The following is a 14826-nucleotide window of genomic DNA, read 5'->3' as shown; positions in this document are numbered from 1 at the left end:
TCAAAACATGTCAGTGCGCAACAAGAACGATGCCGCTACGCCGGCATTGGCGAAGGGCAAGGCAGCCACCATCAACGACATCGCGCGACTGTCGGGCGTATCCAAGAAAACGGTTTCAAGAATCATCAACAACTCGCCACTGGTGCGCAAGGACACGCGCGACAAGGTGGAGGCGCTGATGCGTGAGGTGGGCTACACGCCCGATCCGCTGGCCCGTGGACTGGCGTTCCGCCGCTCCTTCCTGATCGGCATGGTCTACGACAACCCCACCGCGCAGTACATCGTGGACATGCAGTACGGTGCGCTGGATGCACTGCGTGGTTCCAGCTTCGAGCTGGTGGTGCACCCGTGTGACAGCCGCAGCCCCGGCTACATCGAGGGCGTGCGGCGCTTCGTGCAGCAGCAGAAGCTGCACGGGGTGATTCTGGTGCCGCGTGCCTCGGAAGACCAGGCGCTGGCGGACATGCTTGATGAGATCGGCTGCCGGTTCACCCGCGTGGCAGCGCTGCCGCTGGACGAAAGCTCACAGATGGTGGTCACCCATGACCGCGACGGTGCGGCCGAAGCCGCCGACTACCTGCTCTCGCTCGGCCACCGTGACATTGCCCTGGTGACCGGTCCCAGCGCCTACCGTTCGGCCCATGAACGTACCGCCGGCTTCATCGACGCACTGTCCCAGCGCGGCATCGAGCTGCCCAAGGACCGCATCATCGAGGCCGGCTACACCTTCGAATCCGGCGTGGCCGCTGCCGAGAAACTGCTGTTGGGCAAGCGCCGCCCGACCGCCATCTTCACCGGCAATGACGAAATGGCCGCCGGCATCTACAAGGTCGCGCTGCGCGCGGGCATCAACATTCCGCGCCAGCTGTCCATCGTCGGCTATGACGACAGCCCGCTGGCCTCGCGCCTGTGGCCCTCGCTGACCTCGGTGCGCCGGCATACCCGCGATACCGGGCGCACCGCTGCGGCGATGCTGATCCAGCCCGAAGGCCAGGCCGCGCTGCCCATCGCCAGCGTGCGGCCGCACCTGATCGTCCGCGATTCCTGCCAGCCGCCGGAGGATTGATCCCCCGGGGATCAATCCTGCAGGTCACGACCTCTGCCCCATCCACCCGATCCGCCGCGCCTTGCCCGGGCCATCCCGGCATCGTGCGACGCAAAATGACACCGGTTTCCTGTCTGGCTAGAATCGACCGTGAACCGCGCCGGGGCCGACCCGTCGGCCCGCCCCCCGCTCTGGAGACGCCATGTACAGCAAGACCCATTACGCCACCCATCCCGATGCCATCCACGGTGCCAGCAACGACCAGCTGCGTGACCTGTACCTGCTCGATGGCCTGTTCAACGCCGGTGCGGTGACCCTCAAGTACACCCACTACGAGCGCTTCGTGATCGGCGGCGCTGCCCCGGTGGACGCACCGCTGGCCCTGCCGACCCAGACCGAACCCGCTTCGGCCGCAGGCCATCCGTTCCTGGAGCGTCGAGAGCTGGGCGTGATCAACGTCGGCAGCGGAACCGGCAGCGTCACCGTCGATGGCACGGTCTACACGCTGGGCCCGAAGGATGGCCTGTACGTGGCCATGGGCAGCAAGGACGTCGTGTTCGCCTCGCAGGACGCCGCCAATCCCGCCCAGTTCTACCTGGCCTCGACCCCGGCCCATGCCCGCTTCGAGACCCGGCAGCTGTCCATCAAGGATGCCGTCGCCCTGGATCGCGGCGCGCTGGAAACCAGCAACGAGCGCACCATCTACCAGTACATCGTGCCGGCCACCTGCCAGTCCTCGCAGCTGCTGCTGGGGCTGACCGTGCTCAAGCCGGGCAGCGTGTGGAACACCATGCCGCCGCACCTGCACGACCGCCGCAGCGAGGTGTACTTCTACTTCGACCTGGGCGACAGCGACCGCGTCTACCACTTCATGGGCGAGCCGGCCGCGCAGCGCCACATCGTCATCCAGAACAACGAAGCCGTGGTGTCGCCGCCGTGGTCGATCCACATGGGCGCCGGTACCAGCAACTACGCCTTCATCTGGGCGATGGGGGGCGAGAACCTGGATTACACCGACATGCACGTGCTGGACATCTGCCAGCTCAAGTAGGCCCCACCTGACCGCCGTGCACCGTGTGCCGGCGGCCGTCGCGCTGACCCCGCTCGCCCCAATCAAGGAACGCATACGCAATGGCTAATCCCTTCAGCCTGGAAGGCAAGGTCGCTCTGGTAACCGGTGGCAACACCGGTCTGGGACAGGGCATCGCCGTGGCACTGGCTGCCGCCGGCGCCGACGTGGCCGTGGCCGGCATCGCCCCGCCCACCGACACCATCGAAAAGATCACTGCGCTGGGCCGCCGCTGCCTGGCCATCGAAGCCAACCTGATCAGCATCGAACCGGTGGCGCGCGTGGTGCGCGAAACCATTGACGGCCTGGGTGGCCTGGACATCCTGGTCAACAACGCCGGCCTGATCCGCCGCGCCGATGCGGTGGACTTCAGTGAGCAGGACTGGGACGACGTGATGAACGTCAACCTCAAGTCCGCCTTCTTCATCTCGCAGGCCGCCGGCCGCCACTTCATCGAACAGGGCCACGGCAAGATCATCAACATTGCTTCGATGCTGTCCTTCCAGGGCGGTATCCGCGTGCCGTCGTACACCGCCAGCAAGAGCGGCATCGCCGGCATCACCCGGCTGCTGGCCAACGAGTGGGCGGGCAAGGGCATCAACATCAATGCCATCGCCCCGGGCTACATGGCCACCGACAACACCGCCCAGCTGCGCGCCGACGAAGCGCGCAACAAGGCGATCCTGGAGCGCATCCCGGCCGGTCGCTGGGGCACGCCGGATGACCTGGCCGGTGCGGCGGTGTTCCTGGCGTCGTCGGCGTCGGATTACATCAACGGCGCCGTGCTGCCGGTCGACGGTGGCTGGCTGGCGCGCTGACGCGTGAGCCACGGCAGTGCCGGTCGCTGGCCGGCATCTTCGCGAGGCTTCCGCCGTTCATGAGGGTGCCGGCCAGCGGCCGGCACTACCGGAGAACCGCCATGCGCACCCTGTTGCTGCTGTTGCTGCTGTCTTGCACCACCGCACAGGCGGCGCCGGTGCGGGTATTCATCGCCGGTGACTCCACTGCGGCCGAATACGGCCCCGAGCGCGCGCCCCAGGCCGGCTGGGGCCAGGCACTGCAGAGCTACCTCGACCCGGCACGCTTCGAGGTGCACAACCATGCCAAGGGCGGTCGCAGCACGCGCAGTTTCATCGACGAAGGGCGCCTGGATGCCATCGCCGCCGAGCTGCGCCGTGGCGATGTGCTGCTGATCCAGTTCGGCCACAACGATGCGAAGTTTGAGGATTCCACGCGCTACACCGATCCGGACCGGGACTACCCCCGCCTGCTGATGCGCTACGTACAGGTGGCGCGCGGGAAAGGCGCCACGCCGGTGCTGGTCACGCCGGTGGCGCGGCTGCTGTACGACTTCGGTTCACTGCTCGACACGCATGGCCGTTACACGCAGTCGATGAAGGCCCTGGCCGCGCGCGAGCGGATTGCGCTGATTGATCTGAACGACCGCAGCACGCGCTGGATCCGCGCGCTGGGTGAGCAGGGCGCGCGACCGTACTTCCTGTTCGTGCCCGAACAGAACAAGGCCGACGGCACCCATTTCAGCGTGGCCGGCGCCCATGCGGTGGCCTGTCTGGTACTGCGCGAAGCAGTGCCGCTGCTGCCCGCGCTGCAGCCGGCGCTGGTGCGGGACATCGACTGCGACGTGATGGACGCAGGGCAGGGCGCCGGTGCGACGGGAGATTCGCAGGTCGTGCACGAAGGCACGATTGCGCGCATGCAGCCCGGCCCGCACGGCGGCGGCGGGCCCACCACCGCGTATCCGTTCTTTGCCGGCGCGGCGGACCTGCCCTTCGTGCTGCGCAAGCGTGTGCTGCACAAGGGCGCGGGTATCGGCCTGCATCCGCAGCACAAGGATGAGATCTATTACATCGTCAGTGGGCAGGGCAGCTACGTGCTGGACGGCAGGCAGTACGACGTGCACGCCGGGCACGCGCTGCTGACCCGCAAGGGCAGCCGCCATGCGCTGCAGCAGGTGGGTGACGAGGACCTGGTGGTGCTGCTGGCGTACCCGCGCTGAGCCTGTAGAGCCGAGCCCATGCTCGGCTGTCCTGCATCCGGTTGATCGCAGCCGAGCATGGGCTCGGCTCCACGCGGACTGCTACAGCCGCTCGGCGCCGAAGTGCTTCAGCCCGAACCGCGCAAGGTCTTCCGGGCGCTCGAAATAGGCGTCCTCGAACGCTTCCAGCGCCTGCCGTTCGTCTTCGCTCATCGCGTCGTACAGGTCGGTCAGTTCCTTGATCGCCGGGTCGTTTTCCAGCCGATCCAGCAGCCCGCGCATGCCGGCCAGGAGCGCGTGCGTCTGCACTGCGCCCATCGCCTGCAGCGCGCGCAGCGCCAGCTGGCAGGTCGGGTCGCCCCAGTTGCACAGGAACTGCATGAAGCCGCCGTTGTTGATGTCCGCTTCCATGCGCCACAGCGCCACCAGTTGCTGGTCCTCGTCGGACAGCGCCTCCAGCGTCCATCCGGCGTCCTTCAGCCGTGCCATCGCCGCGTCGTAGCGGTCTTCCCAGACCTGGTTGAGGATATCGACCACGCCCGCCTCGCGCGCCGGCAGCAGGGCCGGCCAGTTCACACCCAGGCCATCGGCGGTGGCGACCCACTGCGCGCGCTGCCCTGCATCGGCTTCGAACAACGCAGGTACCCAGCGCAGCGGCTGGCGGGTGCGCCGGCCATCGGCCAGGGTCAGCAGGATGACGTCGTCGTCGAAGGCGACGTTGGTCACGCGCAGGGCGGCAAACACATCGGTCATGCCGCGCAGGATACCCGCCCGCCGGCCCGCCTCACACGTCGCCGCCGTCGGCCCAGCCTTCACCCGTGCCCTTCTGGAACACGCGGTCGTCGTCCTGCACATCACCGGCAGGCAGGTGTGCCTGGTCGGCCAGTGCCGCGTAGATCGGAGTGAAGTCCGGTGAGGTCGCCTGCATCAGCTGTTCAAAGCTGTCGATGACGAAGTAGGTCTTCTGGAACGTGTCGATGCGGTACTTCGTGCGCATGATCCGCTGCAGGTCGAAGCCGATGCGATTGGGCGCGTCCGATTCCAGCGAGTACAGCGACTCTCCCTTCGACGACACGATGCCCGCGCCGTAGATGCGCAGGCCGTCCGGCGTATCGATCAGGCCGAATTCCACCGTGTACCAGTACAGGCGGGTGAGATTCTGCAACGCGTCCGGCCCGATCGCGTGGGCCTTGACGCCACCGCGGCCGTAGGCCTCCATGTAGTCGGCAAACACCGGGTTCATCAGCAGCGGCACGTGGCCGAACAGGTCGTGGAACAGGTCCGGTTCGGCGATGTAGTCGATCTGGTCCGGGCGGCGGATCCACCAGGTCACCGGGAAACGTCGGTTGGCCAGGTGGTCGAAGAAATCCAGTTCCGGCAGCAGGCCTTCGACGCCGACCAGCGTCCACCCGGTCGCCGCGCCGAGCACTTCGTTGAGCTGGTCGAAGCGCGGAATCATGTGCGCACTCATCCCCATCTCGTCCTGCGCATCCAGGAACTCCTGGCAGGCGCGGCCGACCAGCAGCTCGCGCTGGCGCTGGTACAGCGTGCTCCAGGTGGCGTGGTCGTCGGCAGTGTAGGTGTCCCACGGTTGCTCGACGAGCGCGGTGGTGTACACCGGCACGTAGCCCTTGTCGGTCTGCTGGTGTTCGACGCGGCGGGGCTGGGCGAGGTCCATGGGGCGCTCCTTGAAGGGATACCCACGATGCTAGGGCAGGGCGCGCGCAACAGGGTTGCAAAAGTTGCGCCGATTGCCGTTGTTGGCGCAATATCCTTGCGTACTCACCATGTTGCGGGGCAACAATGGCCGGAGAAGTCCAGTTCGATCGCACGGATATACGCCTGCTGGCTGAAATCCAGCGGGACGGGCGCGCTACCAACGCCGAACTGGCGGCGCGGGTGAATCTCTCCCCCTCGGCCTGCCTGCGCCGCCTGCAGCGGCTCGAAAGCGAGGGCGTGATCGTCGGCTATGGTGCGCGCCTGGAGCCACGGCAACTGCGCCTGGGCCTGCAGGCCTTCGTGCGCGTGCAGCTGGAAAAGCACGACCAGGCCGCCATCGGCCACTTCGTGGACAGCGTGCAGGGCTGGGATGAGGTGGTGGCCTGCCATGCGTTGACCGGCGACATGGACTACCTGCTGCACGTCTATGTGCGCGACCTGGAGCACTTCTCGCACTTCCTGCTGGACCGGCTGCTCAACGCCGGCGGCGTGGCCGATGCCAATTCCAGCTTCGTGCTGCGCACGGTGAAGGGCTTCCAGGCGTTGCCGTTGTCGCAGCTGGAGACCTGAGCGGCCACCGGGCATGCCCGGTGGCCACGCATCAAGGGATCAGCACTTGTCCTTGCGGCCCATCAGCCTGCCCAGGCGCGAGGCTTCCTCGCACTTCGGTGCAGCCACCGGGGCCGGTGCCGCTGCGGCGGCGCGTGCGCGCTGCAGCTGCTGGATCTTCGCGCGGATCTGCGGCATGGCCGCCATCGCGGCCTTTTCGCCTTCCAGGATCGCGGTGCCGCGCTGGCTGAAATCGGCCGCGCCGATGTCCAGCACCTTCGGGCGGATGACGATGTCGGCGCGCGCCAGTTCCTGCTCGCCCAGGCGCTGGCCCATGATCGAGATGGACTGGTTGACGATGCCCAGCATGTCCGTCGGCGCCTTGCCGCTGGCCTTGCTGGAAATATCCACGGCGATCACGAAGTCGGCGCCGAGCTGGCGCGCGGCGTCCACCGGCACCGGGCTGACCACGCCGCCGTCGATGTAGTTGCGGCCGCCGATCTTCACCGGTTCGAACACGCCGGGGATGCTGCTCGATGCGCGCACGGCCTGGCCGACATTGCCGCGCACGAAGATCGCGCGCTCGCCGGTTTCCAGCTGGGTGGCGACGGCGGCGAACGGCTTTTTCAGGCGCTCGGCGGGACGGTTGGCAACCTGCTCGTTGACGTAGTCCTGCAGCTTCTGGCCCTGCACCAGGCCACCGGAGAACAGGCGCACGTCGCGGATGCTGGCTTCATCCAGCGCCACGGCCTTGCTCTGCATCTGGAAGGCGTCCATGCCGCTGGCATACAGGGCGCCGACCACGCTGCCGGCGCTGGTGCCGGCGACCACGGCCGGCTCGAAGCCGTTGGCCTCCAGCATCTTGATCACGCCGATATGGGCGAAGCCCTTGGCCGCGCCGCCGCCGAGGGCGATGCCGATCTTCACCGGCTTGGCCTGCGGGACCACGGTCGGTGCCGGCGGCGGGGTGGGGCGGACCGGCTCGCCACCGCAGCCGGCCAGCAGGCCGATCAGGGCGACGGACAGCAGCATGCGGGGGCGGAACAGGCTCATCGGCAGTGCGCGCGCGGCGCCGGGTTCAGGAAAGGGCGCCAGCATACCGAAGCCGTGGCAGGGCGGGCAGGGTGGGAAATATCGCCCATTCATAAAGGTAGTGCCGGCCGCTGGCCGGCAACCATAGGGAAACTGGCAACGGTCCATGGGGTTGCCGGCCAGCGGCCGGCACTACCGGGATGCGCGCCAAGGTGCATGGGGCTGCCGGCCAGCGGCCGGCACGACCGGAGCCGCTCAGAACCGGTTGTCGCCATCCAGCATCCGGCCCAGGCCACCCAGCACCGAGCCTTCGCCACGGTTCTGGCCGCCGCCCTGCGGCGCGGCCATCCACATGCGGCCGGCCAGGCGCGAGAACGGCAGCGACTGCAGCCAGACCTTGCCAGGGCCGGTCAGCGTGGCCAGAAACACGCCTTCGCCGCCGAACAGCATGCTCTTGATGCCGGTCACCCGGCGCACGTCCATGTCCACGGTCGGGTGGTAGGCCACCACGCAGCCGGTATCCACGTCCAGGCGCTCGCCGGCGGCCAGCTCGCGCTCGATCACGCAGCCGCCGGCGTGGATGAAGACCCAGCCGTCGCCTTCCAGCTTCTGCATGATGAAGCCCTCACCGCCGAACAGGCCGGTCATGATCCTGCGCTGGAACTGCACGCCGATCTGCACACCGCGCGCGCCGGCCAGGAAGCTGTCCTTCTGGCAGATCAGGCGGCCGCCATGCTGGTCCAGTTTCATCGCCAGCACGGTGCCGGGGTAGGGCGCGGCGAAGGCGACCTTGCCCTTGCCGTGGCCGCTCTGGGTGTAGACGGTGGCGAACAGGCTCTCGCCGGTCAGCATGCGCTTGCCGGCGGCCATCACCTTGCCCATGAAGCCACCGCCCGGACCCCCGCTGGCGGCGCCGAACACGGTGTCCATCTGCACGCTCGCGTCCTTGAACATCAAGGCGCCGGCCTCGGCAATGGCGCTCTCGCCGGGGTCAAGCTCGATTTCCACGAACTGCATCTCATGGCCGACGATGCGGAATTCGATGTCGTCGGCGCGGCCGCCGGCGTCGGCGGGGACCGGCGGCGGGGTGCTGGGCATGCCAGGGGCCGTTGACTGCAGTTCGGGCACCTCGGCAATCGACGTCCACCCGCCCATGCCCTGGCACCAGGCCAGCGCGCGCGGATTGGCCAGCGCAAAGCGGCGCGCGGCCTCGTCATCAAGCGGGCCGATGCGTTCGGCCTGGGCAGAGGCGTGGAAGTACCACTGGGTCATTGCGGCGGCTCCGCGGCGCTGGAAAACCCCGAGTCTAGCGAGCGCGCCCGGGGCCGGGCGACAGGGCCATGAACGGCCGGCATTTGCGGGGCAGGTGCTGTATTGCAACAATTATCTGGTAGCGCCGTTTTACCACCCCTCCAAACACAGCCTACCGCCATGTCCCCGACCCGCACTTCCCGTGGCCGATTTCCGGTCGCGCGTCCCCTCGTTGCCGCTCTTTCCGCCCTGCTGCCGCTGGTAGCAGCCGCCCAGGAAACCCCCGCTGCCAAGGATCCGGTTGCCCTCGACGCCCTGCAGGTGACCGCCCAGCGCCGCGTCGAGAACGCCAAGGACGTACCGGTCGCGTTGAGCGCGATCCAGGGCGAGAAGCTGGACGTGCTCGGCTCGGCCGGCGATGACATCCGCTTCCTGGCCGCACGCGTGCCCAGCCTCAACATCGAGTCGTCCTACGGCCGGGCCTTCCCGCGCTTCTACATCCGCGGCCTGGGCAACACTGACTTCGACCTCAATGCCTCGCAGCCGGTGTCGCTGGTGTATGACGATGTGGTGCAGGAAAGCCCGTTGCTGAAGGGCTTCCCGCTGTTCGACCTGGCCAACGTGGAAGTGCTGCGTGGCCCGCAGGGCACGCTGTTCGGCCGCAATACCCCGGCCGGTGTGGTCAAGTTCGACTCGGCGCGCCCGTCGCAGGATGCCGATGGTTACCTCCGCGTCGGCTACGGCAGCTACAACAGCTGGAACGTGCAGGGCGCCTACGGCGGCCCGCTGACCGACCGCTGGTCGGCGCGCGTCTCGGCCATCTACCAGCGCCGCGACGACTGGGTCGACAACACCCGCGCCGGTGCACCCAACAGCGGCTTCGAGGGCTATGACGAAGCGGCCGGCCGCGTGCAGTTCCTGTACGAAGGCGATGACTTCGAAGCGCTGTTCAACCTGCACAAGCGCAAGCTCAACGGCACCGCCCGCCTGTTCCGCGCCAACATCATCCAGAAGGGGGGCAATGCGCTGGTCGAGAACTTCGACCGCGACAAGGTGGCCAATGACGGCGTCAACTTCTCCGACCTGGAGACCTGGGGCGGCAGCGCGCGCCTGCAGTGGAACCTCGGCTCGGTAACCCTGCACTCGATCACCGGCTATGAAACCGCCGAATCGCTCAACCGTGGCGACATCGACGGTGGCTACGGCGCGTCCTTCCTGGGTGCCGGCAACTCTGGCCCGGGCCTGATTCCGTTCTCGTCGGAGTCGGCCGACGGCCTGCCGCACCACCGGCAGTGGACGCAGGAAGTCCGCGTCGAGTCCAACGAGTGGGGCCGCTTCGACTGGCAGGCCGGCGTCTTCTACTTCGATGAAGACGTGACCATCAACAACTTCAACTACGACTCGCTGACCCCGGGCAATCCGCAGACCGGCCACGTGGTGCAGAACCAGCGCAACAAGGCGTGGGCGGTGTTCGCCTCGGGTGACTTCGATGTCACCGACCGCTTCAAGCTGCGCGCCGGCGTGCGCTACACCCAGGACAAGAAGGACTTCAGCGCCAGCGTGCTGCAGGCCGTTCCGTTCGGCACCCCGGTCAGTGGCCCGTACCTGGCCAACACCGACGTCAACGACGTCAGCTGGGATTTCAGTGGCGTCTACAAGCTGACCGACGACATCAACGCCTATGCCCGCGTGGCCAAGGGCTTCCGCGCGCCGTCGATCCAGGGCCGCCTGGCCTTCGCGCCGGGCCTGTCGCAGGCCGATTCGGAGAAGGTGATCTCGTACGAGGCCGGCATCAAGGCCGACCTGTTCGAGCGCCGCGCGCGCCTGGGCCTGAGCGTGTTCCGCTACAACGTCGATGGCCAGCAGCTGATCGCCGTGGGCGGCGCCAACAACACCGCCACCCTGCTCAACGCCGACAAGACCGTCGGCCAGGGCGTCGAGCTGGACCTGGAGGCCTACCTGGCCGACAACGTCCTGCTGACCTTCGGCAGCAGCTACAACGACACCGAGATCAAGGACAAGAACCTGGCGGTGGCGATCTGTGGCGGTGGCTGCACCATCACTGACCCGACCACGGTGATCAACGGCCAGACCTACGCGCTGGTCAACGGCAACCCGCTGCCGCAGGCGCCGAAGTGGATCCACAACGCGACCCTGCGCGTGGGCTTCCCGCTCAGCGATGGCAGTGAGCTGTACGCCTACACCGATTGGGCGTACCGCAGCGCGGTCAACTTCTTCATCTACGAGTCGCCGGAATTCCGCGGCCGCAGTTCGCTGGAAGGCGGCCTGCGCCTCGGTTACAACTGGGATTACGGCCAGTACGACGTGGCCGTGTTCGGCCGCAACCTGACCAACCAGACCCGCGTGGTCGGTGCGATCGACTTCAACAACCTGACCGGCTTCCTCAACGAGCCGCGCACCTGGGGCGTGGAGTTCACCGCGAAGTTCTGATGCGGTGGCGGTAGTGCAGTGAAGAAGGGCCGGCGTAATGCCGGCCCTTCCTTTTGATGCGCGACCATGTCGCAGATGGACACGCCCGCACTGCGGGCAGCGGTCAAGAAGTGTGAGCGGCGGCAAGAATATGTCTCAGTTCCCGTGAACCCGAGCCCGTGTCGATGCGCTCGGATGGAACAGGCGTACAACCGTAGCTACCGGAATCTTCCGGGCAACCGGGGTACTGCAATGAAGAACAGAATGTCGCGGATGACCGTAGGCTTGGCCATGCTCGTGCTGTCGATGCAGGCATCTGCGGGGGTGAACGCTGCTGAAGCAGCAACAACGACGCTTCCGGACGACCAGCACCTGCACCTGGAGAAGCGGACCGCGTCGATCACCGATCAGCGATCATTCGACGCGTATGCAAAGGCATTCGGGGATACCGATACGTTTCCCCTTTACAAAATGACGCCTGCAGCGCGCGCGCGGTTCACCGCATCGCTACGGTTCAGTGCGCTCGGACTGACCACCTTCGATTACTCCGATCTGGCACGGGAACTGGGAGCGGCCGATCTCCATCGCGTACTCAAACCGTTTGGGTTCCAGCACCTGGTGGCGGTCATTCCCGATGTCAGGGTCAATTCGGAAGAAGACCAACGGGTTCTGCAGATACAGAACACTGCGCGCAGCCTGCGTTGTAGCGTGGGAGAACATTGCAACGAGGCAGACTATCCCGGCTACAAGTGCATCTCGCACGCGACATGCGAGGAATCAACGGCACACATATGCACGTCCAACTGCTGATCGCGGCCCTGCGGCGCCCACGGGTCATGATGCGTGGGTTGCTCCCGGTCGCCACCACGCTGGCGATGATCCTGTCCTCTCCCTGTGCCGCCGGGGTATCTCTGGAGGAGGGCTATGCCACCGTGCAGGAAACGTGGGAAAGCCTCTCAGGGCCGGACCATGACTGGCGTGAGCGCGGAGCCCAGGTTGATCGTGCGTTTGACACGGGTGTTTTGCCTCATACCGCTACGCTGTCCCGCCTGAGCACACCCGACCTGCGTGTACTGTTGCGGGCGACCCACGCGGCCGCCGTGGCAGGCAAGCAGCCGCACTACTCGGCCATTGCACTGCGCGTGGGGGTCGAGCTCCGCAAGCGTGGTGAACTGCAGCCTGCTGACGCACGCGCCGGAGCGACCATTGCCGTTCTGAGCCGTGATGCCGCTGCGTTGGCCCCGGTATCGCCGTGGCGGGCCGCTTTCAATGGCCGCCCCGTGCCCCGGTGGCCGCGCGTCACCAAGCCGTTCGAGTACTGGACGCCCAGTGCGGATGGCGCGAGCTTTCGCGCGGCGCACGCCGACATGGCGTCGTTGAAGATCATTGTCATCGCGCATCCAGCCTGCGGCTTCACGCGTGCGGTGGCAGAAGCGGCGCGCGCCGACCCCGACGTGTTGCGGATACTTTCAGGAAGCCGCGCGCTGTGGCTGTCCCCGCAGGACGGGACGCTTGATCTGCGCATCTTCACCGACTGGGCCGAACGCCATCCCGATCTGCCGATCCAGGTCGTGGCCCGCCAGACGGACTTTGCAGACTTCGGCTACTGGGGAACACCCACCTTCTACATCCTGCGCGACGGCAGGGTCGCCGCGCGGGTGGTGGGTTGGCCGCGCGGCGGCAACAAAGCAGCCCTGCAGAAGGCGTTCGCCGACGCAGGGATCGCCGCAGAGCCCTGACCCTGGCATCGACCGTTACAGCGCGCTCTGCGGGCGGATCTTCAGCACCGCGTTCTCGGTGGTGCAGTCGCGGCTGGAGTGCAGGCCGGCCTTGCGTGCCGCTTCGATCTCCTTGCGTGCGGCCAGCAGGTCCTTGTTGAACGCGGCGTTGTCGTGCAGGCGGGCCACGGCGGCGGCACCCATGAAGCGGCCTTCGAGGATGTCGCTCTGCCAGTGCACGTTGCAGACCAGGCGGCTCTCGCCGTAGTTGCGGCCACGGGCCTGGATGGCGTCGGCGCGGTCCGGCGCGATCTCCGACAGGATCAGGGCCCAGGCCCAGCCGATCGAGGTGTGGCCGGAGGGGTAGGAACCGTTCTTGCGCAGGCCGTCCTCGTCCTTCGGCGAACAGGTCGGCTCACCGTTGACCATGAACGGGCGCGGGCGCTGGTAGTGGTTCTTGGCCGCCTTGGTCGCCGCACTGGCGTCGATCCGGCTGCGCTCCAGCAGGCGGTACAGCGCTGGGGTCTTCACCGCATCGACGTCGATGTCGGCGGCGCAGGAGAAGTGGTTGGCGCCCTCGGGGAAACCGAGTTCCGCATCGACGCCGGCCTGGGCGAAGCGCGGGCTGCCACGCAGCGCGCGGGCTTCTCGGCTGACCTGCTCGTCCAGGGCGAGGGCAGCCGAACCGGCGACCGGCGGTGCCGGCACCAGGTCGAGGCTGGCCGGAACCGCGCTCTTGTCCAGATAGCCGACGGCCTTGGTGGTGATGTTGGCTTCGACGGCGGTCGGCTTGGTGGCGGTGGCGGCACAACCGGCCAGGGCCGCAGCCACGGCAAGGCCGAGCAGCGGGCGGGCAGGGTGGGAAATCAGCGACATGGACAGGCTCTGGGCAGGAAACACCGCGCCATGATCGCAGCCCCCGCACGACACCGCAGTGACCGTCGGTCATACGGCCAGACCCGGCATGGTCACTGCCATGAAATAAAAACCGTCATCGTTCGGCGTCATTCTCCCGATTCCGGGCGCAGCGCACGGACTTTCACGCGCCTGCACCGCGAGCATCGACACAACGGTGGTCGAGATGCCGTCCAGTTCCAGTCGGGTCGGGGGGATCCGCTGACAGAGGGAGAGAAGCGATGCGCAGCACCGCAACAGGAAGTACCGTCCTGGCCCTGCTCCTCGGGCTGGCAACCGCCCCGGCGCAGGCCGCCGATGTGGTCGGCGTGGCCTTCGTGCATGGCACCGGCGCGCAGACCAATGCCACCCAGGACTACTGGCAGCCGGCGATCATCGACACCGTGCGCCAGGGCCTGCCCAACAGCAGCAACTACGTCGTCATCAACTGTGACTTCACCCAGTACATGTGGAAACCGGAAGCGGCCGGTTGCCTGGCCAACCAGCTGACAGGCTTCATCGACAGCCGTGGCATCACCCAGCTGGTGGTGATCACCCACTCCAACGGCGGCAACGTGGTGCGCTGGATCCTGTCCAACCCGACCTACGACAGCCGCTATCCGAAGATCATCCGTACGCTGCGCAAGGTCACCGCGCTGGCGCCGTCCTCGGCCGGCACGCCATTGGCCGATGCGGTGCTCAACGGCAATACCTTCGAAACCTCGCTGGGTTGGCTGCTGGGCTACAAGAACGACGCGGTGCGCCAGCAGCAGGTGGCGAGCATGGCCACCTACAACGCGCAGAACCTGTATGGCACGGCCGGTCGCCCGGCGCTGCCCAAGCCGTTCCGTGTGGTGGTCGGCAGTGACGTGGAATCGGCGGTATGGGACAGCAACAGCTACTGCGGTGGCTATGCCGCTAATGTCGGCCTGGAGTTCACCCAGAACTGGCTGTCGTCCTGCTCCGATGGCTTCCTGGAGTGCAGCAGCCAGAAAGCTGCCGGCACCACCTGGTTCACCGACAAGGCGCGCACCCAGGGCGCAGAACCGCTCAGCCACAACCAGAGCCGGCGCGAGTGCTTCGGCCTCGGCACCCTGCTGCGCAACGACCTGACCCGGTGAGG

14 protein-coding genes are annotated in these 14826 nt (G+C 67.1%); 9 read left to right on the top strand and 5 right to left on the bottom strand.

Annotation, left to right across the window (positions count from 1 at the left end):
* Window positions 1–7 precede the first annotated feature (7 nt).
* From BLS66_RS10735 to BLS66_RS10720, 4 genes are all read left to right on the top strand, one after another.
* Window positions 8–1066: a LacI family DNA-binding transcriptional regulator gene (locus BLS66_RS10735; RefSeq protein ID WP_019337388.1), complete on the top strand. Its 1059-nt coding sequence runs from the start codon at window positions 8–10 to the stop codon at window positions 1064–1066.
* A gap of 181 nt (window positions 1067–1247) precedes the next feature.
* Window positions 1248–2096 (top strand): 5-dehydro-4-deoxy-D-glucuronate isomerase, encoded by an 849-nt coding sequence (gene kduI, locus BLS66_RS10730; protein ID WP_053506103.1) that lies wholly within the window; start codon window positions 1248–1250, stop codon window positions 2094–2096.
* An 80-nt stretch (window positions 2097–2176) separates the two neighbouring features.
* A complete protein-coding gene (kduD, locus tag BLS66_RS10725) occupies window positions 2177–2932 on the top strand; it encodes a 2-dehydro-3-deoxy-D-gluconate 5-dehydrogenase KduD (RefSeq protein WP_049468467.1) in 756 nt (251 codons plus the stop codon).
* A gap of 101 nt (window positions 2933–3033) precedes the next feature.
* A complete protein-coding gene (locus tag BLS66_RS10720; RefSeq protein WP_074725842.1) occupies window positions 3034–4131 on the top strand; it encodes a GDSL-type esterase/lipase family protein in 1098 nt (365 codons plus the stop codon).
* A gap of 81 nt (window positions 4132–4212) precedes the next feature.
* Here BLS66_RS10720 and BLS66_RS10715 read toward each other — a convergent pair whose 3' ends face one another.
* Together BLS66_RS10715 and phhA are read right to left on the bottom strand one after the other, a co-directional pair.
* The gene (locus BLS66_RS10715; protein WP_074725841.1) at window positions 4213–4863 is read right to left on the bottom strand and encodes a DMP19 family protein; all 651 of its coding nucleotides are present in this window, start codon (window positions 4861–4863) and stop codon (window positions 4213–4215) included.
* Between the two features lie 31 nt (window positions 4864–4894).
* Complete coding sequence (phhA, locus tag BLS66_RS10710) at window positions 4895–5788, bottom strand: phenylalanine 4-monooxygenase (RefSeq protein ID WP_057494427.1); 894 nt, start codon at window positions 5786–5788, stop codon at window positions 4895–4897.
* A gap of 125 nt (window positions 5789–5913) precedes the next feature.
* On the opposite strand from phhA, the gene BLS66_RS10705 reads away from it, so the two are divergent.
* Window positions 5914–6399 carry an Lrp/AsnC family transcriptional regulator gene (locus tag BLS66_RS10705; RefSeq protein WP_074725840.1) on the top strand — a complete coding sequence of 162 codons (486 nt, stop codon included), beginning with the start codon at window positions 5914–5916 and terminating at the stop codon, window positions 6397–6399.
* Between the two features lie 39 nt (window positions 6400–6438).
* Here BLS66_RS10705 and BLS66_RS10700 read toward each other — a convergent pair whose 3' ends face one another.
* A complete protein-coding gene (locus tag BLS66_RS10700; protein WP_049468508.1) occupies window positions 6439–7431 on the bottom strand; it encodes a patatin-like phospholipase family protein in 993 nt (330 codons plus the stop codon).
* Window positions 7432–7665: 234 nt separating this feature from the next.
* Window positions 7666–8682 (bottom strand): TIGR00266 family protein, encoded by a 1017-nt coding sequence (locus BLS66_RS10695; protein WP_074725839.1) that lies wholly within the window; start codon window positions 8680–8682, stop codon window positions 7666–7668.
* A gap of 159 nt (window positions 8683–8841) precedes the next feature.
* Between BLS66_RS10695 and BLS66_RS10690 the strand changes: the two genes are divergently transcribed.
* The 3 genes from BLS66_RS10690 (at window position 8842) to BLS66_RS10680 (ending at window position 12830) form a co-directional block, all read left to right on the top strand.
* Window positions 8842–11112, top strand: coding sequence for a TonB-dependent receptor (locus BLS66_RS10690; protein ID WP_057495306.1), 2271 nt, complete (start codon window positions 8842–8844; stop codon window positions 11110–11112).
* A 243-nt stretch (window positions 11113–11355) separates the two neighbouring features.
* On the top strand, window positions 11356–11901 hold the full coding sequence (locus BLS66_RS10685; RefSeq protein ID WP_057495307.1) for a hypothetical protein: 546 nt from the start codon (window positions 11356–11358) through the stop codon (window positions 11899–11901).
* Window positions 11883–12830 (top strand): hypothetical protein, encoded by a 948-nt coding sequence (locus BLS66_RS10680; protein ID WP_074725838.1) that lies wholly within the window; start codon window positions 11883–11885, stop codon window positions 12828–12830. The genes BLS66_RS10685 and BLS66_RS10680 overlap by 19 nt, the downstream gene beginning before the upstream one ends.
* A 15-nt stretch (window positions 12831–12845) precedes the next feature.
* Here the strand turns inward: BLS66_RS10680 and BLS66_RS10675 are convergent, their stop codons facing one another.
* The gene (locus BLS66_RS10675; RefSeq protein ID WP_074725837.1) at window positions 12846–13685 is read right to left on the bottom strand and encodes an acid phosphatase; all 840 of its coding nucleotides are present in this window, start codon (window positions 13683–13685) and stop codon (window positions 12846–12848) included.
* Window positions 13686–13945: 260 nt separating this feature from the next.
* Here BLS66_RS10675 and BLS66_RS10670 point away from each other — a divergent pair, with 260 nt between their 5' ends.
* Complete coding sequence (locus BLS66_RS10670; RefSeq protein ID WP_074725836.1) at window positions 13946–14824, top strand: lipase family protein; 879 nt, start codon at window positions 13946–13948, stop codon at window positions 14822–14824.
* Window positions 14825–14826: the final 2 nt, after the last annotated feature.

The organism is Stenotrophomonas pavanii (genome assembly GCF_900101175.1).
Lineage (GTDB): Bacteria > Pseudomonadota > Gammaproteobacteria > Xanthomonadales > Xanthomonadaceae > Stenotrophomonas > Stenotrophomonas pavanii.
This window is presented reverse-complemented; position numbering and strand designations above follow the sequence as displayed.